The 22,160-nt window shown below is 39.0% G+C and carries 20 protein-coding genes and 1 pseudogene; 16 read left to right on the top strand and 5 right to left on the bottom strand.

What is annotated here, in order from left to right:
- Positions 1-71: 71 nt before the first annotated feature.
- Positions 72-581 (bottom strand): phosphatidylglycerophosphatase A family protein, encoded by a 510-nt coding sequence (locus tag EL097_RS01830; protein WP_003046285.1) that lies wholly within the window; start codon positions 579-581, stop codon positions 72-74.
- 172 nt (positions 582-753) lie between these two features.
- On the opposite strand from EL097_RS01830, the gene EL097_RS01825 reads away from it, so the two are divergent.
- Together EL097_RS01825 and EL097_RS01820 are read left to right on the top strand one after the other, a co-directional pair.
- Complete coding sequence (locus EL097_RS01825) at positions 754-1,305, top strand: hypothetical protein (protein WP_003046287.1); 552 nt, start codon at positions 754-756, stop codon at positions 1,303-1,305.
- A 105-nt stretch (positions 1,306-1,410) separates the two neighbouring features.
- Positions 1,411-2,436 (top strand): S66 family peptidase, encoded by a 1,026-nt coding sequence (locus tag EL097_RS01820; RefSeq protein ID WP_003046288.1) that lies wholly within the window; start codon positions 1,411-1,413, stop codon positions 2,434-2,436.
- Positions 2,437-2,775: 339 nt separating this feature from the next.
- On the opposite strand, the gene EL097_RS01815 is transcribed toward EL097_RS01820, so the two are convergent.
- Positions 2,776-3,639, bottom strand: a complete 864-nt coding sequence (locus EL097_RS01815) for a cation diffusion facilitator family transporter (protein ID WP_003046289.1) — start codon at positions 3,637-3,639, stop codon at positions 2,776-2,778.
- Positions 3,640-3,765: 126 nt separating this feature from the next.
- Between EL097_RS01815 and EL097_RS01810 the strand changes: the two genes are divergently transcribed.
- The 9 genes and pseudogenes from EL097_RS01810 to EL097_RS01770 all read left to right on the top strand — a co-directional run bounded on the left by EL097_RS01810 (position 3,766) and on the right by EL097_RS01770 (position 14,309).
- Positions 3,766-4,305, top strand: coding sequence for a TetR/AcrR family transcriptional regulator (locus EL097_RS01810; protein ID WP_093998706.1), 540 nt, complete (start codon positions 3,766-3,768; stop codon positions 4,303-4,305).
- A 547-nt stretch (positions 4,306-4,852) separates the two neighbouring features.
- Positions 4,853-5,206 (top strand): annotated as a pseudogene (locus EL097_RS01805) (pneumococcal-type histidine triad protein); the annotation flags it as partial.
- A 332-nt stretch (positions 5,207-5,538) separates the two neighbouring features.
- Entirely contained in the window at positions 5,539-8,184 is a 2,646-nt protein-coding gene (locus tag EL097_RS01800) for a sensor histidine kinase (protein ID WP_099982896.1), read from the top strand.
- On the top strand, positions 8,174-8,899 hold the full coding sequence (locus tag EL097_RS01795) for a response regulator transcription factor (RefSeq protein WP_003046299.1): 726 nt from the start codon (positions 8,174-8,176) through the stop codon (positions 8,897-8,899). The genes EL097_RS01800 and EL097_RS01795 overlap by 11 nt, the downstream gene beginning before the upstream one ends.
- Positions 8,900-9,202: 303 nt before the next feature.
- Entirely contained in the window at positions 9,203-9,280 is a 78-nt protein-coding gene (gene kdpF, locus EL097_RS01790) for a K(+)-transporting ATPase subunit F (RefSeq protein ID WP_080358075.1), read from the top strand.
- A 12-nt stretch (positions 9,281-9,292) separates the two neighbouring features.
- Positions 9,293-11,029: a potassium-transporting ATPase subunit KdpA gene (locus tag EL097_RS01785; RefSeq protein ID WP_003046304.1), complete on the top strand. Its 1,737-nt coding sequence runs from the start codon at positions 9,293-9,295 to the stop codon at positions 11,027-11,029.
- 8 nt (positions 11,030-11,037) lie between these two features.
- Positions 11,038-13,107, top strand: a complete 2,070-nt coding sequence (kdpB, locus tag EL097_RS01780) for a potassium-transporting ATPase subunit KdpB (RefSeq protein ID WP_003046306.1) — start codon at positions 11,038-11,040, stop codon at positions 13,105-13,107.
- 118 nt (positions 13,108-13,225) lie between these two features.
- The gene (gene kdpC / locus EL097_RS01775) at positions 13,226-13,888 is read left to right on the top strand and encodes a potassium-transporting ATPase subunit KdpC (RefSeq protein ID WP_003046307.1); all 663 of its coding nucleotides are present in this window, start codon (positions 13,226-13,228) and stop codon (positions 13,886-13,888) included.
- Between the two features lie 55 nt (positions 13,889-13,943).
- Positions 13,944-14,309 carry a hypothetical protein gene (locus EL097_RS01770; RefSeq protein ID WP_003046310.1) on the top strand — a complete coding sequence of 122 codons (366 nt, stop codon included), beginning with the start codon at positions 13,944-13,946 and terminating at the stop codon, positions 14,307-14,309.
- A 528-nt stretch (positions 14,310-14,837) separates the two neighbouring features.
- Here EL097_RS01770 and EL097_RS10815 read toward each other — a convergent pair.
- Positions 14,838-14,969: a bacteriocin immunity protein gene (locus tag EL097_RS10815; protein ID WP_269471207.1), complete on the bottom strand. Its 132-nt coding sequence runs from the start codon at positions 14,967-14,969 to the stop codon at positions 14,838-14,840.
- 236 nt (positions 14,970-15,205) lie between these two features.
- On the opposite strand from EL097_RS10815, the gene EL097_RS01760 reads away from it, so the two are divergent.
- The 3 genes from EL097_RS01760 (at position 15,206) to EL097_RS11015 (ending at position 17,490) form a co-directional block, all read left to right on the top strand.
- Positions 15,206-15,493 carry a hypothetical protein gene (locus tag EL097_RS01760; RefSeq protein ID WP_003046314.1) on the top strand — a complete coding sequence of 96 codons (288 nt, stop codon included), beginning with the start codon at positions 15,206-15,208 and terminating at the stop codon, positions 15,491-15,493.
- Positions 15,494-15,543: 50 nt separating this feature from the next.
- Positions 15,544-16,098, top strand: a complete 555-nt coding sequence (locus EL097_RS01755; RefSeq protein ID WP_003046316.1) for a histidine phosphatase family protein — start codon at positions 15,544-15,546, stop codon at positions 16,096-16,098.
- Positions 16,099-16,341: 243 nt separating this feature from the next.
- On the top strand, positions 16,342-17,490 hold the full coding sequence (locus tag EL097_RS11015) for an albumin-binding GA domain-containing protein (protein WP_129544916.1): 1,149 nt from the start codon (positions 16,342-16,344) through the stop codon (positions 17,488-17,490).
- A 488-nt stretch (positions 17,491-17,978) separates the two neighbouring features.
- Here EL097_RS11015 and EL097_RS01745 read toward each other — a convergent pair whose 3' ends face one another.
- Positions 17,979-18,383 carry an IS110 family transposase gene (locus tag EL097_RS01745; RefSeq protein WP_003046320.1) on the bottom strand — a complete coding sequence of 135 codons (405 nt, stop codon included), beginning with the start codon at positions 18,381-18,383 and terminating at the stop codon, positions 17,979-17,981.
- Positions 18,384-18,872: 489 nt separating this feature from the next.
- On the bottom strand, positions 18,873-19,718 hold the full coding sequence (locus EL097_RS01740; RefSeq protein ID WP_003046322.1) for an AraC family transcriptional regulator: 846 nt from the start codon (positions 19,716-19,718) through the stop codon (positions 18,873-18,875).
- A 219-nt stretch (positions 19,719-19,937) separates the two neighbouring features.
- Here EL097_RS01740 and EL097_RS01735 point away from each other — a divergent pair, with 219 nt between their 5' ends.
- Both EL097_RS01735 and EL097_RS01730 read left to right on the top strand, forming a co-directional pair.
- Positions 19,938-21,203, top strand: a complete 1,266-nt coding sequence (locus EL097_RS01735) for a sugar ABC transporter substrate-binding protein (protein WP_086014972.1) — start codon at positions 19,938-19,940, stop codon at positions 21,201-21,203.
- A 63-nt stretch (positions 21,204-21,266) separates the two neighbouring features.
- On the top strand, positions 21,267-22,157 hold the full coding sequence (locus EL097_RS01730; protein ID WP_003046327.1) for a carbohydrate ABC transporter permease: 891 nt from the start codon (positions 21,267-21,269) through the stop codon (positions 22,155-22,157).
- The last annotated feature ends 3 nt before the right edge of the window (positions 22,158-22,160 follow it).

The raw sequence follows: 22,160 nt of genomic DNA, 5'->3' as shown, positions 1-22,160 counted from the left end.
CAGTCATTGACAGGAGTAAAAAAACCAGTCTAGGGATACAATTTCTAGACTGGTTTTGATTGTTATGGTGTTTACTGTTGGTTGGTAATAGCACTTTTAGCGGGGTCATTGTGGGCAATACGACTGGCGGCTGCTGCAGCAATGGCGCTGACAATGTCATCTAAAAAGGTATGGCAGGACTTGCCGTCTTTGTGGTTGAGTTTATCAACAATCCCTGGCTTTGTCTTGTCCAGATACCCATAATTGGTAAAGCCGATGGAACCATAGAGGTTAACAATGGATAAGGCTAAGATTTCATCAATTCCATACAGGCCTTGGTCGGTTTTTAAGATACTAAGGAGTGGCTCAGACAGCTGGTTGGCTTCAGCTAATCTATCCAATTCTACCCCAGTGATAATGGCGTTTTGGACTTCTCGTTTTTCAAGCACCGCCTCAACGCTCTCTAAACATTCTGCCATGGTCAAATTGGGGATGTAATTATTTTGCAAAAAAAGTACTAGCTCTGCGATAGCTTCTAAAGAAACCCCTCGTTCAGCCAGTAATTGATAAGAAACTTCTCGTAGTTGATGGTCAGTTGTCATGTTAAGTCTCCTTTTTCTTTATTGTAACATAAATGACCCGCCAAGTAATCAAAAGGAAGTCTTACCAGAAATGGAACTTGAGAAATAGTTATAAAACGGTTACACTAGGGTTAAATAACAGTCCACAAAACTATTCGCTTGTCCAAACTTAGGGACTAGAAAAGAGGTTGATATGACAAAACGACAGCTCCTCTGGTTTTTTCTTGCGATTTTCGGTTTAATGGTTTTATTATTCTGGTGGCATAGCAGAGCAGTCTTCCCAGACCAGCATCAGCCATCAGCTCTTTCAGTTTCTCAAGCAATTATTTTCCCAAAAGAAACGAACGGGTTGCCTGGTCAAGCCCAACTCAAATCAGGCCAATTAGTGGAAAAAGATGGAAAACAATACCGGACGTTGTCTGCGTCATTGCCTCAACAGTCAGGGAAGATTTATTTTTACTGTCAGGTATCAGAAACAGGAGAGAAAAAGGGCATTAAAAAGATTTTGGCGGCAGGCTATCAAGCTGGAAAGAACCATGTGTTTGATGGGCAGTTGCAGTTCTATTTACCTGAAGAGAATCGGATTCATTTTACGGTATCAGGAAAAATCTTTGCTCAAACCAAGGTTAAGAAGGTAACAGCTCAGTCAAAACCAACTGATGAGGTAGGGGGTTATGAGATTCAAGTTGTCGCTAAAAATGTTTTAAGAGCTCCCTTGCTAGACCACCAGGACTTGGTCTATTAGTTGGATAACTGCTAACACCACTTGTGAGAAATTTTGGCTGCTCATCTTCAGTAAAGGGCTTTTGTGTTATAATGAAGCAATCTATTGTGAACAAGGAGGGTTTTAATGATTCAAAAAGTTGGTATTGTCAGTTTATCAAGTGGTATTTTGGGTGAGGACATGGTCAAGCATGAGTTAGATTTGGGCATCAAACGGTTGAAGGCTTTGGAACTTGATCCTGTCTTTTTACCAAATGCCTTAAAAGGGTTGGAATATTTAAAGAGCCATCCGGAAGCTAGGGCTGCTGATCTTATGGAAGCTTTTGCAGATCCGACCATTGACATGGTGTTATGTGCCATCGGTGGGGATGATACCCATCGTCTTTTGCCTTTCCTTTTCAGTGACAAACAACTCGAAAAGGTTATGCAAGAGAAGGTCTTTCTTGGCTTTTCAGACACAACCATGAACCATCTCATGCTCCACAAACTAGGACTTAAAACTTTTTACGGTCAATCTTTTCTTGCAGATATTTGTGAATTGGAAGAAGAGATGTTACCCTATTCCTTAGCCTATTTTAAGGAATTAATCGAGACGGGAAGTATTGCTGCCATTAAACCAAGTGAAGTGTGGTATGACGAGCGGACAGATTTTAGCCAAGCAGCCTTGGGGACCAAACGAGTGGCTCACTCCAATCAGGGATTTAAACTATTACGAGGTCCAGCTCAATTTAGCGGAGAGATCTTAGGGGGCTGTCTAGAATCCCTCTATCAGATATTTGATGGGTCACGATATGCTGATAGTGTGTCTCTGTGCCAGCAATATGACTTATTCCCTTCTTTGGCGGATTGGGAGGGCAAGATTCTTTTACTTGAAACAAGTGAAGAAAAGCCAAATCCAACTCTCTATCGTCACATGCTTGAAGCCTTAAAAGAAACAGGCATTTTCAGTGTCATATCTGGTGTCCTGGTCGGCAAACCTATGGACGAAATCTACTATGACGATTATCAAAACATTCTTTTAGAGGTTATTGATACTGCTATTCCTATTTTGTATAACATTTCTATTGGGCATGCTACCCCAAGAGCTATTGTGCCATTTGGAGTGAAGGCCTTTGTTGATGCAAACCAGCAGCTTATTCGTTTTGATTGTTAGAATGATGGAATGTTTACTTATAATTTGACCAGTCATCAGTAATGTAGACAGAAGTCGAGGTAAGTCTGCGAAAAGGCAGAAATTATCAGAAAAAGAAAATGTTAACACCCAGATCGTAGACACAGTCTATTTTTAGAAGGTGTCAATGAAAATGATTCAATGATTATGATGTCAACTAACTCCCGAAACGCTTATATTATTGTGTTTCAGGAGTTTTTCTTTTTTAGAAAATCAAAAGGGTCAGTTGGTTCTTGATTTGGGTTAAGGGTTTGCCTTATATCTTCTAATCCTGATAGCGTGACATCATCGAAGACATGCCTTTAAAGTTTCAGGATAGTTTTAAGACAAGATTCCATGACTGTCATGGTCCCTACAGGACTGATCAATCTCAATGGTTGCTTCCTGGATATGATGTTTTTTAAAAATCTGATGAATGCTTTGTCGGCAAGTTTTGTCGTCAGAGCGATGGGCATTCGTGAGGCAAATATGAATGGTAGCCCTATTGTCCAGTCCATCTAGTGACCAGATGTTTAGCTGATGAATATGTTTCAGGAAACAAAGCGCAGCTAATTCACTTTGCAAGGCCTTATAGGAAATGCTTTGAGGGAGGGCTCCAAGTAAGATTGTTATGGTTTCCCACATTTTAGGAAGGGCCTTGGACAAGATAAAGACTGCAATTAGAAGAGATAAAAGAGGGTCTAAAATATACCACTCACGAACCCTTAGGACGAGCGAGACCAAAATGACACCTAGCCAGCCGAGGATATCTTCTAAAAAATGCAAGCTAAGCAGATTTTCAGTAGTTGTCTGACCTGAATTGACGATGAAACTGGCGGCAAGATTAATCACAATAGCAAAGATTCCTAAAACAAGTGTCCCTTGGCTATCAATAGTAGGGGGATCCCATAATTTTGGAAAATTAGTGAGGATAACGCCAACCGAACCTCCTATCAAGACAAGACCTGTTAGTAAGGCCCCCAATAATCGGAAGCTATGATATCCCATGGTAAATTGGTTGTCCTTTGGCCGATGAGCATAGCGATCAAGCCAGGCAGATAAACCAATAGCTAAGGCATCTCCACAATCGTGAATGGCATCAGCCCAAACCGCCCCTGAGGAAAAGAGGCAGGCAAAGATCATTTCAATAATGGCAAAACCAAGATTAAGCCAGAAAACGAGCTGGATATTTCTAGAAGCTGTCATAGTGACCTCCTTTTTGTTATACTTAGGTGTGAACTTATCTTTATTATCTATGTTAAACGGAAAGGTTACCAGAATTAAGACACTAAAACTGTCCTTTAGTGAACAAATTCTATAAAATGTCCCCGAATGATTCCTGATCGACGTGTGCAAAAAACAAGGGAAGCCATCTATGCTGCCTTTTTAAAACTTTTGAATGCCAAGGGCTATGACCGCATGACCGTTCAAGATGTTATTGACTTGGCGAATGTGGGACGGTCAACTTTTTATGCCCATTATGCCAGCAAAGAAGCACTCCTAGAACAATTATGCCAAGAACTCTTTCATCATCTGTTTCATCAGCAACAAGAAATTGGCTTTGAAGATTATGTAAAGCATATTTTAGGGCATTTTAGAGAAAATAAAGACAGTGTTGCCAGTCTTTTATTAGCAAAAGAGCCTTATTTTCTCCTAAAGTTAAGTGCAGAGTTGGAACACGATGTCTACCCACAACTAATGGCCACTTATGTCCCGCAAAAGGTAGGCTTACCGGAAGCTTTTGTGAAACAATTTATCATTTCCAGTTTTATTGAGACCCTAACTTGGTGGCTACATCAAAGACAGCCGATTACTGAAGGGGAGTTACTAGCTTATTATTTGCAAATGATTGGATGTTGTCAGCACAAGTAGACTTAGCTACATTAGTTGGGCAAGAAAATAACAACTATTTGTCCCTTCTCCCCTCTATCAGATTTCTAATGATTAGACAATTGGTTTAATGGTTAGAAGTCTTTTTAGTTAGGGAGAATGGGCGGAGCTAACGAGAGTAAAGAGATAATCAGATAGCCACTTTGCTCATAACCGTAGCTAAAAAGCAATAGGCTTAAGGTGCTAAAAAACGTTTTAGCTAAACTGTGAAAGTTTAAACATACAAAAAATGATAAAACCCTCGTTAGCTTTTTAAAAAAGTCTAAAATAAAAAATAACAGCATTGTTGCAAAATAGGGAGCTATTATTCGAGTTTAACGATCATTATCTTTTTTAATTTTCACGTTTTTTAAACTATTGCTAAATTGGTTAAGCAAGAGTATGCTATGGGTAGTGAGTGAACTGAGAAAAGAGGATACTACTATGAATCTACTTGAATGACAACGGCTTTTTTTCAAAAAACTGTCGGTCAGCTAAGTAATCACTAGTGGCTTTGTTGTCAGCTACTTTTGTTGAAGCCACACTAACACCTGAGGCACGACCTGACACTTGGTCTAACCTAGGGCACGAAGAAGCCGAGACAGTAATTACCAATGTCACTTTTACTGCCAAACGTACTGGTATGGAAAATTGGCAAATCATTCATTCTGCTGAAGAAGTCCCAAAAATGATTGTAGAAGGCTGTTTTGCAATACCAGATGGTCATATTTTTGCCCCACAAGATGTTTTAGCTGTTTCGAAAGATGGTTCGTTTAGTATCCCAAGATCAGGAAGGGGTTCTTTGGGAACGATAAACAAAACAGACTTGTCCGAACAAGAGTGGCAAAAGACTCAGGCCTTATTGGTTAAGAAAAAGGCCCTACCAACTCCTAATGCAGAAAAAATGGATCAGGCACTGATACCTAGACCAGCTATGCCAGCTAATAGTTCAGAGCTAAGCACGGACAAGTCATAAAAGCATTATTTCAACATAAAAAGCAGGGACAAACAAAAAAGCACTGGTCTTCTGTATTAGCCATTCAGGAATCATTTTCCTATTTAGAAAAATGCTTTTACCTCTCAATAAGCAGGCTGCTAAGGTCAGATTTAGCAAGTGTTTATGCTAAAAAGAAGTATTCGACAGTCTTTTATTGTGAAAATTAAAAAACAAGACTATAATAATTCCGTAGGAATGACTTCCTTGTAAAAGGAAGGTCAGTTGATTAAGGTGGTGCTATGCAAACAGGAAAGTTAAGAATTTATTTTGGCTATGCGGCAGGAGTTGGAAAAACTTATGCCATGCTTAACGAAGCTCAGAAAGCTAAAAAAGCTGGGGTAGATGTGGTGGCAGGTTATATCGAACCTCATAATCGACCTGAAACAACGGCTTTATTAGCTGGACTTGAGCACTTATCTCCCAAAACCATAAAGTATAAAGGCATTACCTTAAAGGAATTTGACATTGATGCTGCTCTAAAACGCCAGCCACACATTATCTTAGTGGATGAATTAGCCCATACTAACTCTTTTGGGTCGCGTAATAAAAAGAGGTATCAAGATATTAGGGAATTGCTTTGCGCAGGTATCAATGTCTACACTACTGTAAATGTTCAACATATTGAGAGTTTAAATGATGTGATTGAAACCATTACAGGCATTCAAGTTAATGAAAGAATTCCAGATGCTGTTTTTAATCAGGCCGATCAGATTGAATTGGTGGATATTGAGCCCTTAGATTTACTTGAACGACTGGATAAAGGGAAAATCTACGCTAAATCGCAAGCTAATCTGGCCAAACACCATTTTTTTACCGAAGAAAAATTAATAGCTCTAAGAGAAATCGCTCTACGTAAGGCTGCCGATCAGATTAATCAAAGTGCTATCCGGTCAGAAAAAGTCAAAGCCAGTCTTGTGACCAAAGAACATGTCTTGGTCTGTGTGTCACCGTCTCCCTACGCTTCACATGTCATTCGTGCTGCATCAAGGCTGGCCAGTGCTTTTAATGCAGACTTTACAGCCTTATATATTGGCAGTTTAGATAGAGAATCTACGAATCAGGAAGCTGATAACAAGTTACGTCAGCACCTGGAATTGGCAGAACAGTTAGGTGCCAAAGTGTCAATTGTGGATGCTGACAATGTGTCCAAGCAGATTGTTGATTATGCCAAGGTGAGCCATGTTTCCAAGTTGGTGGTCGGAAAAAGCAGCGACAAAACCATTTGGCCGAAAGAAAATATTGTGGAAGTGCTTAGCCAGTCTGTTCCTGATTTGGATATTTTTGTAATTCCCAATGCCAGAGGAAAAAAAGCGCCTTACCATGATAAGTTCTCCTTTGTTTCTTGGATTCCTAAGTGGCAATTTTCCTTCAGTGACTTGCTTAAAACATTAGTAATGTTGTTGCTAGTAACCTTAACGGGTCTTTTATTCCGTTACTGGAACTTCAGTGTTGATAATATTATTACCATCTATATTTTAGGGGTTCAGCTCAATGCTGTTTGGACAAAAGGAAAACTCTCCAGTGTGATTTCTTCTATCTTATCAGTCCTTTGTTTTAATTATTTTTTCACGGTGCCCTACTATACCTTTGTAGCCTTTAGTCCTAATTATCCCATCACTTTTATCATTATGCTGATTGCTGGTTTAATCACTTCTAGTCTCATCAAACGGATTCAAGAACAGGCAAGATTGTCTACTGAAAAATCTTACCGAACAGAGCTCTTATTACAAACCAATAAAGGCTTGTCTCAGGCAGACACTATTCCAGATATTTTAGAAGAACTGGCTGTTCAGGTCAAAAAATTATTGGATCGCGATGTGGTGATTTATCCTGTAACAGCTGGCATTTTGGAGGAGCCCAAGTATTTTCCCACCAGTCAGTCTTTGCAGACCTTAGCCGATTATGACCAACTCAATGAGCGAGGAGTGGTTGAGTGGGTGTTACATAACAATAAACGAGCCGGAGCCACAACAAACACCTTGTCGGCTGCCAAATTCCTGTATTTATCTGTCAGAGGAAAGGACCATGTTTTTGCCATTATTGGTATCCTAATGGAGGACAAGGCGGCCGTTGACCTGTTTGAAAAATCTGTGATTCTAGCTGTTTTAGGAGAAGCCGCCCTGGCCTTAGAAAAAGAAAGATTACGTGAAGAACAACAAAAAATAGAACTTAAAATGCAAAAAGAACAGTTAAGGGCTAACTTGTTAAGGGCCATCTCACATGACTTGCGAACCCCACTGACAAGCATATCGGGTCAGGCAAGATTAATGATGGAAACGGGTGAGACCTTAGAGAAACAGCAGCTAACAGAATTAGCCACCTATATCTACGATGACTCCATGTGGTTGATTAATCTGGTTGAAAATTTATTGTCGATTACCAAATTGGATAATGACATGACCCTCTCGCTAAGCACCAATATTTTGGATGAGGTAGTTGAGGAGGCCTTGAAACATGTCGATCGACACCTCAAGTACCATAACTTTGTTTTAGCCTTATCAAATGACCTATTAATGGCCAAAATGGATGGTCCCTTAATTGTGCAAGTGTTGATTAATATCATCAATAATGCAGTTAAATACACGCCTGAAGGGTCGCAGATTACATTGACCAGTAAGCAAAAAGACCAGAATCTGGTGGTTGAGGTTTCTGACGATGGGCCTGGCATTAGCGACCAGGCAAAAGAAAAGGTTTTTGACCTTTTTTACACGGCAGAAACTGCGGCAGCTGATGGCAAAAGAGGACTGGGAATAGGGTTATCCTTATGTAAGAGTATCGTTACAGCACATGGAGGGACCATTTATGTCCGTGACAATAGCCCTAAAGGGGTTACCATTGGCTTTACATTACCATTAGTGGAGGTGCCAGTATTACATGAAAAATGAAAATGTTAAGATTTTAATTTGTGAAGATGACCCTTCCATTAACAAACTCTTGTCTCTGACAATGGAAGTTGAGGGTTATCATTATGTGGCAGTGCAGACAGGAAGATCTGCCTTGCGTCAGATTGTTTCGCAACTCCCAGACCTATTAATATTGGATCTTGGTCTTCCGGATATGGATGGCAAAGACATTATTGACAAGGTTCGTGGCTTTTCGCAACTGCCTATTATTGTTGTTAGTGCCCGCGGGGAAGAAAGTGATAAGATTGCTGCCCTTGATGCTGGGGCAGATGATTATTTGACCAAACCCTTTAGTGCTGATGAGCTTTTAGCTCGCCTAAGAGCCAACCTTAGGAGAGCCAAACAGCATGAGCAACAAGGAGCCTATGGTTCTAAAACATCAGCCTTTAGCAATGGCTGGCTACATATTGATTTTTTAGCCAATCGTGTGTTTATTACTGACCAAGAAATTCACTTGACTCCAATCGAGTATAAGTTGCTCTGTCTCTTGTCAGAGAATGTCGATAGGGTCTTGACCTATCGCTTTATTGTCAAGGAGATTTGGGGTTATTATGAGGAAGACTTCTCAGCCCTGCGGGTTTTTGTGAATACGCTGCGCAAAAAAATTGAATTAGGGTCTGGTTACCCCAAAATGATTCAAACCCATATTGGCATTGGTTATCGTCTCGTCAAAATCGAAGATGGTGCCAATAAATAAGCTAAACAGAATGTCATTCATCCGATAGGTGATGCCTTTGCAGCTATTTAAAACAAGTCTGAGGACCTCTTGTCCCAGACTTTTTTAATGGGTCAATCTTTATATTATCTTTATCTGGCATACTTAATCTTTATACCACCTTTATTTCTTTAGTGCTAGAATAATCACATTGTTGAAGGAGGATATGATGCTAGTAGATGTCATAATGTTTTTCATTTTGTTTTTGAGTTTTCTGTTGGTGCTTGGCTTTATTGCCTGGTGTGACAAACGACTCAAAGATGATTAGAAAGAGAGGGTGATACCATGATAATATTAGGAATCATTCTTGGCTTATTAATCAGTTATTTGTTTTATGCTCTGTTACACCCAGAGCGATTTTAGGAGGAATGTGAGATGTTACAAATCATCTTTGTCTTAGCATTAGCTTGTCTTCTCATATTACCAACAGGAAAGTACCTTTACCATGTTGCTAGTCAGCAAAAAACTTTTGCAGATCCTATCATGGACCCTATTGATCGAGGTATTTATAGGCTGCTTGACGTGGATAAAAAAGGTATGACTTGGAAACAGTATGCTGTGGCTCTTGTTTTAACCAATGCTGTTATGGCTCTAGTGGCTTATCTGATTCTACGAACACAAGCTTTTCTCTTTTTGAATCCCAACCGTGTGGGTTCATTAGAATCAAGCTTGAGTTTTAACACGGTCATCTCCTTTATCACTAATTCTAATTTACAAGATTACGTTGGTGAAAAGGATTTGTCTTTTCTTAGTCAGATGGTGGTTATTACTTTTATGATGTTTACCTCAGCTGCTTCGGGCTATGCTGCTGCTATGGCCTTTATCAGAGGGGTGTCAGGAAAATACCAAGACATGGGGAATTTCTATGTTGACTTTGTGCGTGTTATTACTCGGGTCTTACTTCCCCTTTCAATCGTGGGAGCCTTACTGCTTATTTCACAAGGAGTTCCTCAAACATTGGCAAAAGAGTTAAACGTGACCACCTTGGAGGGCAACTTACAAGGTATTGCAATGGGGCCAGTTGCCTCTCTTGAAATCATTAAACACTTGGGAACCAATGGTGGTGGTTTTTTTGCGGCGAATTCAGCAACTCCTTTTGAAAACCCTAATGTGATTACAAATATTATAGAAATGCTGTCAATGATGTTGTTGCCAGGGTCAATGCTAGTTGCCTTTGGCTATATGGTTACAGCGCAGAAAAAGGAATCCCATCCTCTTACTTCCTTACAGAAAGTTTCCTCTAATCCCATGACTGTTCAGCTAGGCAGACAAGCAAGACCGCTTTTGCTTGTTATGCTCTCCTTGTTTGTTGTGGGGTTAGCACTGATTGTTTGGTCAGAAAGTAAAGGGAATCCTTTCTTGCATCAGTTAGGTCTGAACCAATCAATGGGAAGCATGGAGGGCAAGGAAGTTCGGTTCGGTATTCCCATGTCTGGCCTCTTTACAGAAATAACAACGGCCTTTACAACGGGTTCGGTGAATAATATGCACGATACCTTGACGCCTCTGAGTGGTGGAGTAGCTATGATGAACATGATGCTCAATGTTATCTTTGGTGGTAAGGGTGTTGGCCTAATGAATATGATGCTGTACGTTTTACTGACTGTTTTTATCTGTGGGTTGATGATTGGACGGACACCTGTTTATTTAGGGAAAAAAATTGAAGGTAAGGAGATGACCTTAATTGCCTTAGGCATTATGATTCATCCTGTGATTATTCTAGGGTTTTCAGCCTTAGCTGTCTTATTACCAGCAGGACTTAGCAGTGTCACCAATCCAGGTTTTCATGGCTTATCACAAGTGATTTATCAATTCACCTCAGCTTCCGCCAATAATGGATCAGGATTTGAAGGATTGAAAGACAATACTCTATTCTGGAATATGTCCACAGGATTAGCCATGTTTTTGGGACGCTATGTGACCTTGATTCTTCAGTTGGCGATTGCTGGTTCGTTAATGAGAAAGCCACCTGTGAATGATTCCCTTGGCTCTTTAAAAACAGACACAGGAACCTTTACCATTAGTTTAGGGGTGGTAGTGCTAATCATATCAGCCTTGACTTTCTTGCCAGCTCTTGTGCTAGGCCCTTTAGCTGAATTTTTAACACAATGAGGTTTATTATGATTTCAAGGAAAACGCATTTTTTAACGCAAGAGATATTGCGCAGTTCTCTCAAAGGGGCGGTCGCAAAACTTCGTCCTAGCTATATGATTAAAAATCCAGTCATGTTTGTGGTTGAAGTTGGTTTTGTGCTGACCTTCTTTTTAGCCATTATCCCCGCTGATCTTCAGCAAGTCAGCCAAAGCAGTCAATTATACAACGGTATAGTGTCAGGCATTTTGCTCTTGACCTTACTATTTGCTAACTTTGCTGAATCCATTGCGGAAGGAAGAGGAAAAGCACAAGCCGAAAGTTTAAAAAAGACACAAGAGAACATGACAGCCCGCCGACTTCAGTTCGATCAGGCCAGCCAAACCTTTCGTGAAGAAAGGATTGAAGCGACTGATCTTCAAAAGGGGGATATCGTTCTAGTGAAAGCTGGCGAAATAATTCCCGGTGACGGCGAAGTGATTGAAGGGATTGCCTCTGTTGACGAATCGGCGATTACAGGAGAATCAGCGCCAGTGGTCAAAGAACCTGGTGGTGATTTTGCCTTCGTAACCGGAGGAACAACCCTTGCAAGTGACTGGCTCAAGTTGAAAATGACCTCACGCGCTGGGGAGTCCTTTTTAGACAAAATGATTGCTTTAGTGGAAGGCGCTTCTCGGCAGAAAACCCCTAATGAAATTGCCTTGAATACCTTGCTAGTCAGCTTAACCATTATCTTCTTAATAGTAATCGGGAGCTTGTACCCACTTGCTAATGCTTTGCATATCAAGATTACAGTTACCACCCTTGTTGCTTTGACCGTGTGCTTAATTCCAACAACGATTGGAGGTCTCCTGTCAGCAATTGGCATCGCAGGCATGGATCGCGTCACACGATTCAATGTGATTGCCATGTCAGGAAAAGCAGTGGAGTCTAGTGGGGACGTGGATACTATGATTTTGGACAAAACAGGGACTATTACCTTTGGAAATCGCATGGCAGCGCAGTTTGTTCCTGTTGCTGGTGTGAGCCAAAAGTCTTTAATGACAGCAGCTATGCTCAGTTCTTTACAAGATGACACACCAGAAGGAAAATCCATTGTGACCCTTGCCAAAGAGCATGGGGAAATGATTCCTCCTATTTCGGCCGACATGACCTTTATTGATTTTACTGCCCAAACACGCATGAGCGGCCTTGACCTTGCCAATGGGAGAATGATACGTAAGGGAGCCACAGACGCTATCAGCCATTATATCAAAGGAAAAGGTGGTGTGATTCCAAAAGATTTGAAGGCTATTAGTGAAGGGATCGCTTCAGCCGGAGGGACTCCTTTAGCAGTAGCTGATGGCCAGGTTATTTTAGGCGTGATTGAGCTCAAAGATACCATCAAGCCTGGCTTAGTTGAACGATTTGCCCGCTTACGAGAAATGGGCATTAAAACCGTTATGTGTACCGGTGATAATCCTCTTACCGCAGCAACCATCGCTCAAGAGGCAGGCGTTGATAGCTTTATTGCTGAATGCAAGCCAGAAGACAAAATTGAAGCCATCAAAAAAGAGCAGCGCTTAGGAAAAGTGGTTGCCATGACAGGTGATGGTACCAATGATGCACCAGCCCTCGCTCAAGCAGACGTTGGTATTGCCATGAATTCTGGAACAAGTGCTGCCAAAGAAGCTGCTAATATGGTAGATTTAGACAGTGATCCAACTAAGATTCTTGATATTGTTGAAATTGGGAAGCAATTATTAATGACACGAGGAGCCTTAACTACCTTTTCAATTGCCAATGATATTGCCAAATATTTTGCCATTATTCCAGCGATTTTTATGGTGGCCATTCCACAAATGCAAGCACTAAATATCATGGGATTAGCAACACCTTCCAGCGCTATTTTATCAGCTCTGATTTTCAATGCCATCATTATTCCCCTCTTAATACCAATTGCCATGAAGGGCGTTGCCTACAAACCTCAACGGTCAGAAAAAGTCTTGGCCCATAACCTGTTGATTTATGGTTTAGGCGGAGTCCTTGTCCCATTTATTGGCATCAAAATCATTGATATGGGCATTGCCCCACTCTTGCACCTGCTGAGCTTATCCTAACAAAACAGTTCAATACCAGAAGACATTCAGGAAAAGAACAGCTTAGGAATGGTCAATCTTTACTTGCTAAAAAAGTGGCCTTTCCTTTGGTTGCACATGAAAGGAATGAACAACAACCATGACAAAAATATGCACTTACCTCAAACGACCTGTCCGCCTAACGCTTTTATTTGGGGCGGTTTGTGGAATCATTTACCCTTTGCTGATTACGGGCTTGGGGCAGTTTCTGTTTCCTTTCCAAGCCAATGGTAGTCAGATTAAGCAGCATGGGGAACCGATTGGCTCAGCCTTAATTGGTCAAGAGTTTTCATCAGCTGCTTTTTTGCATGGCAGACCATCTGCCATTCATTACAACACCTACCCTCGTGAGGAAGTAGCAAATGGACAAAGGCTTGTGATTACTTCTGGTTCCCAAAATCTGGCTCCTAGTAATCCCAAACTAAAAGCACGGGTCCAACAGGAACTGGCACTTTTCCTAAAAGAAAACCCAACCGTTTCAGTGGGAGATATCCCTGCTGATTTGGTAACAACATCAGGTTCAGGACTAGACCCAGAAATTAGTCCAGAAAGTGCCAAACTACAAATTCCTCGTATTGCTAGTGAAACAGGGATTAGTCCAGCTAGGTTAAACAAAATCATTAACACACATACAGCAACAAAGGTCTTGGGGTTTCTAGGTGAAGACAGGGTATCTGTTTTAAAAGTTAACCTTGCTATCAAGAAAGAACTGAACCAAAACCCTTTTAAAAGACATATTGCTGTGATTGCAAGTGATGATTGACTAAAACACACAGTGATTAAAATGGAAGGATAAAAATGAAAAAGAGGTAGTGATCATGCGACTCGTAAAAAAGACACAAATAGACCGAAAACTTCTCATTAATCAGACGAAAGCCTTACTTGCAAAGAGAAAATATAATGACTGTTTTGAGTTGCTAGCTGATGACATGAAAAAGAATCCCCATCTCCCTGAACCCCATAATCTGATGGGGATCTTACTGGAAGAAAAAGGGGATCACCTTTTAGCCATGAAACACTTCCGTGTGGCTTTGGACTTGGACCCAACCTATCTCCCCGCAGAATACAACCTAGAACATTATGGCTCATTTTCTCCCAGCGGCCACTGTGCCTACGACAAAAAGGATTGCCTCCATCATCACAGTAGCTTAGGAGTAGCTAACCGCCTGTTTTTGCGCCACTAATCATGGCAGTAAGTAGAAAATGTTATTGCTTTGATGACCATAGTTTGACGGTTATGATTGGCGATAATAGGAACGTCACGTTCTCGAAAACACTCAAAAAGACTAACGATGGTAAGGCCGTTAGTCTTTTTGAGTCTATTTTCCAGCTGTCTTTGCTTGATCAGTCCACATAAAAGCAAAAAGACTTTTGGCAATCGCTAGCTCTCTCATCCAAAGATATTAAAGTAGGATAAGACGTTTATCAGTCAACTAGCTGAAATGAGATCTGAAATCGACGACGTCATCCGCCATTACCAAATACGATGTTCCATTATTCTTTCGACTAGTCAATCACTACCGAGAAATTGGAAAAAGCAAATGAGAGATGCCTTATCCCATCTTAAAGAAAAAAGATTATCTGTGAATAAGAGAGAGGGCTAATGATTGTAAAAAGGCTAGTTTTCCTCTTTCTTAATGAGGTTCCTTGGCTATTTGTTGCGCAAGATCAATAATAGGTTTAGGTGTTTGGTACCTGTTTACCACAAGGTACTAAGAAATATCATTGCTTAGTCTTGCTAATGCACCTTGCTCTCCTTTTTCAATCGCTGTTCTAGCTTTTAAAAGGATTTTTACTAGGGCATTATTATGTCGTATATCATTAGCATTTAAGATAGTGTCAATCTGTTTTACCCATTCAGTGACGTCTTTGTTTTTTTCAATAGGGTAAAGCTCCTTCCATAGTCTATAAGACCTTCAATTGTTAGTGATTGCCTAGGCCGCTTAATATTATTATATCATAGTGGCAGGTGCTTGAAATGCTCAAAAATAATTAGGGCATCCTTATATTGTTTTTATAAAAAGATTACTATATAATGATAGTGTAGGATTGCGCTTTCAATATTTGAGGAGATTACCTGATGAGAACAATTAACAGGATATCAACCATTAGATTGGTTAAGTTATGTCAATTAATGTTGCTTGTATTAAGTGCATACCTTGCTGCAGCTCACTTTGGGATGTTAATAAGTAGTCTTCCGCTTATTCTGTGTTTCTTATTGGAATTATTTGTTCCCAGTGATTATAAGTGGGGATTTGCTGGAAGCAAAAACGTTTTTCTAAAGAATGTGAGTCCCAATATTGAAAATACCATTTTGTTGGTGGTAGTCATATTATTGTCTGCACTTGCTGTTTCCTTTACTTTTTAACTGTGATCTTATACAAATCTTTTGAGATATAATAGTAAAAAAGAAGCTATATGACAACGACATTTTATTTTATTCGCCATGCTGAGCCAAACTATGACAATCATGATGATGTCACTCGTGAACTAACTGAGAAGGGCATAGTAGCCAGCCAAGCATTAATTGAAGCATTTGCATCAATTCCAATTGATAAATGCTACAGTAGTCCTTATAAACGTTCCGTTGATACCATTCTTCCTCTAGCAAAAAGTAGAGGCATGAAAATAATAACTTTGTCAGACTTGCGAGAACGTAAACTCTCTGATGAGTGGGTCAAAAATTTTAATGAAATAGCTCAAAAACAGTGGGAGGATTTCAACTTTAAACTACCAAATGGCGAAAGTTTACAAGAAGTCCAAGAAAGAAATATTAAAGCTCTCAATCATATGTTATCTGAATCCCAAAATCAAACGGTAGTCATTGGTACACATGGGACGGCATTGTCAACCATCATTAATTATTATAAACCAGAATTTAGGTATGAAGCCTTTAATGCCCTTAAGCATGTCTTTCCATGGGTGGTTAAATTTGAGTTTGAGGGGGAAGTATTTAAGGACATTAGATATTAGTTTAGGAATAGGGAAATAGATATATAAAAATAGCCCGGGTTTGAACTGCACCTCGTTCATTAGATTATTTGTCTAACTTTTGGGGGGCACTTCATTGTGAGTGTTTTTCTGCAAATCTTTGGAAATAAGTTCATTTTTTTTATTTTAATTCAACTATTGATTATCATTAATAAAAGGTATATACTTATTAATAAGAGAATTTAATTTAAAATTCTTAATTTAATCTATAAAGAGGAACTTAAAATGGAAACCAAGAAAATGAAGTATTACTTGAGAAAATCAGCATTTGGCTTAGCAGCTGTTTCAGCTTCTGTGCTAGTTGGTGCGAACACTGTTTCTGCGGCAACTACAAGAAGCATGACTGCTCGGGAGAAAGCTAATACTGAGAAGAAGTTTGAAGAATTAAAAGTGCGTTATCCTGATTTCAATGTTGAAGAAGCTAAGGCTAAGTTAGCTGATCTTGTACAACCAGAAGAATTTAAGAATGTTTTGACAGAAACAGAATTTAAGGCAGAATCAGAAGCAGCAGCAAAGGCGGAGGTTACTAACGAAGCTACTCATGCTGATGCATGGGAAGCTGCTGCGGATCAAGCAAATACTGCTAAAGCAGAAGCAGATGAACTTGCAAAGGCAGAAAAAGAATCATCAGATGCTTGGGAGAAGGCTGCTGCTTTAGATCAAGCTAAGCAAGCTGCTCTAAAAGAATTCGATCGTTATGGTGTGAGCAACTACTATAAAAATCTTATTAATAAAGCTAAAACTGTTGAAGGAATTATGGAGCTTCAGGCACAAGTTGTTGAGTCAGCCAAAAAAGCACGTATTTCAGAGGCAACAGATGGTTTATCTGATTTCTTGAAGTCTCAAACTTCAGCAGAAGACACCCTTAAATCAATTAAACTTTCAGAAGCTAAGGAGATGGCTATTCGTGAGTTAGATGCTCAGGGTGTTAGTGACTTTTATAAGAACAAAATTAACAATGCTAAGACTGTAGAAGGAGTTGTTGCGCTTAAAGACCTTATTCTTAACTCCTTAGCTAAACCAGAGGTTGAACCAGAAGCTAAACCAGAGGTTGAACCAGAAGCTAAACCAGAGGTTGAACCAGAAGCTAAACCAGAGGTTGAACCAGAAGCTAAACCAGAGGTTAAACCGGAAGTTAAACCAGAGGTTAAACCGGAAGTTAAACCAGAGGTTAAACCAGAAGTTAAACCAGAGGTTAAGCCAGAGGTTAAGCCAGAAGTTAAACCTGAAAACAAACCAGCTGAAGTTAAGAAAGATGAGAAGAAACTTCCATCGACAGGCGAATCTGTGAACCCATTCTTCACAGCAGCAGCATTTGCAGTTATGGCAGGTGCAGGTATGGTTGCTGTTTCTTCAAAACGCAAAGAAGATTAGTTCTACTAACAACTATATTATAAAAAAGGGGGGACTTATAGTTTCCTCTTTTTACTTTGAGATTAACCCTAGCATAATAGGATTATTTTTTTTAAAAATAACTAGTAATTGTTGAAAATAGGGATAAAGTGAAATAAATTTAACTTTCTCATAATTAAGATTAGTATAACGTTATCCCTACTTTGAGCAAATGTGAAATATGCTTAAACATTTAATTTATAGAGAAAAAAAGCATTCTATCTTAAAAGTCAAAAGAAGAATTCTAAAAAATCATAAAAAGCACCCTCACTGCGATAAACTTGATAACCAAGTTAGATAATCGTCTGGAGAATGCCCTCACTATGTTACTATTTTTAGTCTAAATGCTCAATTTTAGACATGCAAAAACTCTTGCATCTTGAGCAAGTTTTAAAATGATGCGTGATTTTATAGTTTTTATCTTACTTTAGTTTCCTCAAATGTTTGATGAGTTGTGAGAAGGTGATAAATCAGACGAATAAACTCTTTTGAACATGTGTCACAGCTACAGTATAATGCTTTTCTTGACTGATTTTCAGTCTTAAATAAGCCTTGAAGTGCGGTGAATAAATTGATAGGAGTTTAGCAGCTTGTATTAGGGCATGCCTTGGATGAGAAGAACCACTTTTCACCAGATGTCCTGTACTTTCAAGTGCTATCTTGACATCTTGTGTTATAGGAGATAGTTGTTCTAGCTTTTGTTTCAATTGATTAAAGCCTTGATAAGAATTATCAAATCTGAAGTTTGATATGACTGCCTCTCTATTTTGATTGATGCAGGCTACATCGTGTTTGTTTTTTGCAATATCAATACCAACATAGAGCATAAGTTTCTGATTTCTTTCAAAGTGATTAGCAACTGTTGTTCGTTCCACGCACTCTTTGCCGTGTACCCTTCCACGAGATAAAACGTCAGAGCGTTATCATTCTCATTACCAGTCAAACCACCCGTTTTGATATGATAGCTCTTTTACAGTCATGAGTGTCCACAGAGCAGATATGACTGTAAAATACCTTCGGAAGTACGAAAGGCTGCCTTAAATGCAGAATATCCTATCCTCTAGCTAAGAATAAACCAATTGGAAAGTACAAATCTAAGTGGTGTGCGTGAAAAACCAGTCGCACATTTTGTACGACTGATGTTATCAAACAGACACTATTTTTAGATAGTTAACCTATCTACTTGACAGGGGGTATATCAAAATGGATGGTTATGACTGGTAAACAAATTACTTTGTAATATACATATTAAGTGTTTATTGAATTAGTATTTACAAAATGGTCATCCCAATGATATGAGGTAGTTGTTAGTTTCCTATCGAAGAAGTTTTGTAAAGCGAAAACTTTTTAGGGCTCCTTTTGAATCAAGAGATTGTTTTTTTGTGTTCTTTTCGCCATACGTTTGGTGATTGTTGATAGTGGCGTTTAAAGGCTGTTGAAAAATTAAATTGATTGGAGTAACCGACTTGTTCAGCTACTTCTTGAAGGTTTAAATTGGTCGTTCTCAGTAATTCACATGCCTTACTAAGGCGGTATTGGATTAAAAATTGTTGGGGAGAGGTGTAGACTTGTTCTTTAAACAATCTGCTAAAATAATGTTTATTTAGATTACAATGCCTTGCCATATCAGTTACAGTAATAGGTTTGTCATAATTTCTTTCAATAAAATTGACAGCTTCTCTAATGTAAAGCACTTTAATATCATCATGTTCTGTTTGATAGTGTGTGAGAGAATTTTTAATGAGTGCATCAATGAACAAATAGAGATGAGCGATAATGTGTGCACTATTTTTATGATAACTCTTCATGAGCGCAGTAAGTTCTTGATAAACAGCGCTATCTTTTGAGGTTGTATGCTGACTAAAAATAGGCTGTAAAGCACTCATTCCAGCAAGGCGCAGAAAATGTTGGCTTTTGAGACCGTCAAACTCAATCCACATATAACTCCAAGGGTTGTCCTTATCAGCCTCATAACTACAAATGAGATCTGGAGGAATCAAAAATCCTTGACCAGCTTTAAGATGATAGGCCTTATCCTGACCGGAAATATAAAATGTTCCCTGTCCCTCAATAATATAATGAAAAAGATAGTGTTTCTTCATAGCAGGGCCAAATGAGTGTAGCGGCTGACAGGATTCTTGTCCAAATTGAATAGGGTAAAAGTCAATATAGGACTGGTTATTAAAGATGTGAAATTCTGTGTTTAGCATAATGGATTAACTTTCTAAAAACTGATAAACAATTACTATCAACAGTATAACAAATTTATATTGGAATGTGACATTTTATATGTCTAATTAACAGAATAACTCAAAATAATATTGTTTTAGTCAAATTAAAACATTCAAAAGAAAGCGCTTACTTGTTATCATAGAGCCGTAAGAAAGAAACAAATTTAGTCAAATAATAAAGGAGAATTTCTTATGAAATTGAAAAAATTAGGCTATTATGTTGGCGTTGTAACATCGCTTATTCTACTATCGGCTTGTGGTTCAACCAATAAATCTGGGACTGTTTCCTCAGATAAATCTGAACAAACCAAAATTTCTTATGCTATTTGGGATTCAGGACAAGAACCAGGGCTTCGCCAGATAGCAGATAAGTTTGAAGAAAAAAATCCTAAAATTAAAGTGGACATTCAGGTAGTTTCATGGGATGCTTATTGGACCATGTTAGAAGCAGGTGCAACAGGGGGATCCTTACCAGATACTTTTTGGATGCATTCTAATGAGATTTACCGCTATGGTTCTAATAACATGTTGTTGCCTTTAGATGATAACATTAAAAACAGTAAAAAAGTGGACTTGGAAAATTATCCTGAAGGTCTCAACAAAATTTATAATATTAATAGCAAGCAGTATGCTATTCCAAAAGATTACGATACTATAGGACTTTGGTATAATAAGAAAATGTTTGATGAGGCCGGTGTTAGCTATCCTGATGACACTTGGGATTGGAACACATTGAAGGAAGCAGCTAAGAAATTAACCAAATCTGATGGTAGTCAATATGGCTTTTTAGCACCACTTCATAATCAAGAGGGTTATTATAACTTTATCTATCAAAATGGTGGAAGTGTTATCACAGATGCTAAAAAATCAGGTTATGCTGATCCAAAATCTGTTGAAGCATTGAAGTTTTATGAAAGCTTTGTCCGTGAAGGCCTCTCACCAGAAATCACGGAAGACAAGAAACGTGCTGAGGCACTGCAAAATGGGCAAGTAGCCATGGCTTATTTTGGCTCATGGAACTTAGCTTCATTTACTAAAAATGATTATATCCGTAGCAACTTTGATGTTGCAGTGTTACCAAAAGGCAAAGTGCGTTCAACAATTTTTAACGGACTTGGCAATGCTATTGCAGCCAACACAAAACATCCAAAAGAGGCTTGGAAATGGGTTGAGTATCTTAGCTCAAAAGAAGGGCAAGAAATGCAAGCAGAACTTGGTGTCGCTATTTCAGCTTACAAAGGGACAGCTGATACTTGGGTGAATTCTAACAAAAACTTTGCTATTAAGAACTTTGTTGACATGGTAGACTACGCACAAATTCGTCCTTACTCAAATGCAACGTCTAAATGGGAAGATAAAGCCTATGAACTCTTGAAACCATCTTACCTGGGTCAAGAAGATGTTGAAAAGGGTGCTAAAAATACTGCAAAAATGATGAATGAAGAATTAGCTTTAGAAAAATAGTAATAAGGAAAACTGGAGAAGGAGCTGAATAACCTCTCCAGTTTTCCCTTCATGGAGGTTAAAATGAAAGATAAAAAAAGGCGTAACGAAGCCTTATGGGGATTGGGGATGGTTGCACCAACAATTATTGGACTAATTGTTTTAAATATCATTCCCATTTTACAAACCTTAAAAATGAGTTTTTTTAAGAGCGGGGATTTCGGACGAGGTGATATTTTTGTTGGTCTTGCCAATTATCAGAAAATGTTTGCGGACGAACAAGTTCGCCTAGCAACTTGGAATACCCTCAAATATACATTGCTAGTAGTCCCTATTACCGTGGTATTAGCTACTGTTTTGGCTACCTTACTCAATTCTAACATTAAAGGAAAGCATATTTATCGAACACTTTATTTCTTGCCAATGGTTGCAGCTCCTGCCGCAGTAACGATGGTTTGGAAGTGGTTGTATAACACTGATTTTGGTTTAATTAACTATATTCTGGGAAAAGGTGGCTTGGGACCGGTTAATTGGATTGAAGATCCTAAAATAGCAATCTTTTCTATTGCCGCAGTAGGAATTTGGAGTACTGTTGGTTATAGTATGATTTTAATTTTAGCAGGTTTACAAGAAATACCAACAGACTTTTATGAGGCTGCTCGTATTGATGGTGCTAGTCAAGTAAGACAATTCTTTGCCATTACTTTACCGATGGTTTCTCCCACCTTGTTCTTTGTCGTGGTTACTAGCATTATCCAAGCCATGCAGGTTTTTGACAGTATCTACATGATGGAAGGGGTTACTAGCCCAGCTTATAAAAATACCGTATCCTTAGTCTACCTTTTCTATAACAATTCCTTCAAATACTCGGACAAGGGTTATGGCTCAACGATTGTGATGCTATTGTTAGTTATCATTATGATAATTACTGTTATTCAGATGAAAATTCAAAAGAAATGGGTTCATTACAACTAGTCA

Origin of the sequence: Streptococcus canis (assembly GCF_900636575.1) — a bacterium.
GTDB classification, from domain to species: Bacteria; Bacillota; Bacilli; order Lactobacillales; family Streptococcaceae; genus Streptococcus; species Streptococcus canis.
This window is presented reverse-complemented; position numbering and strand designations above follow the sequence as displayed.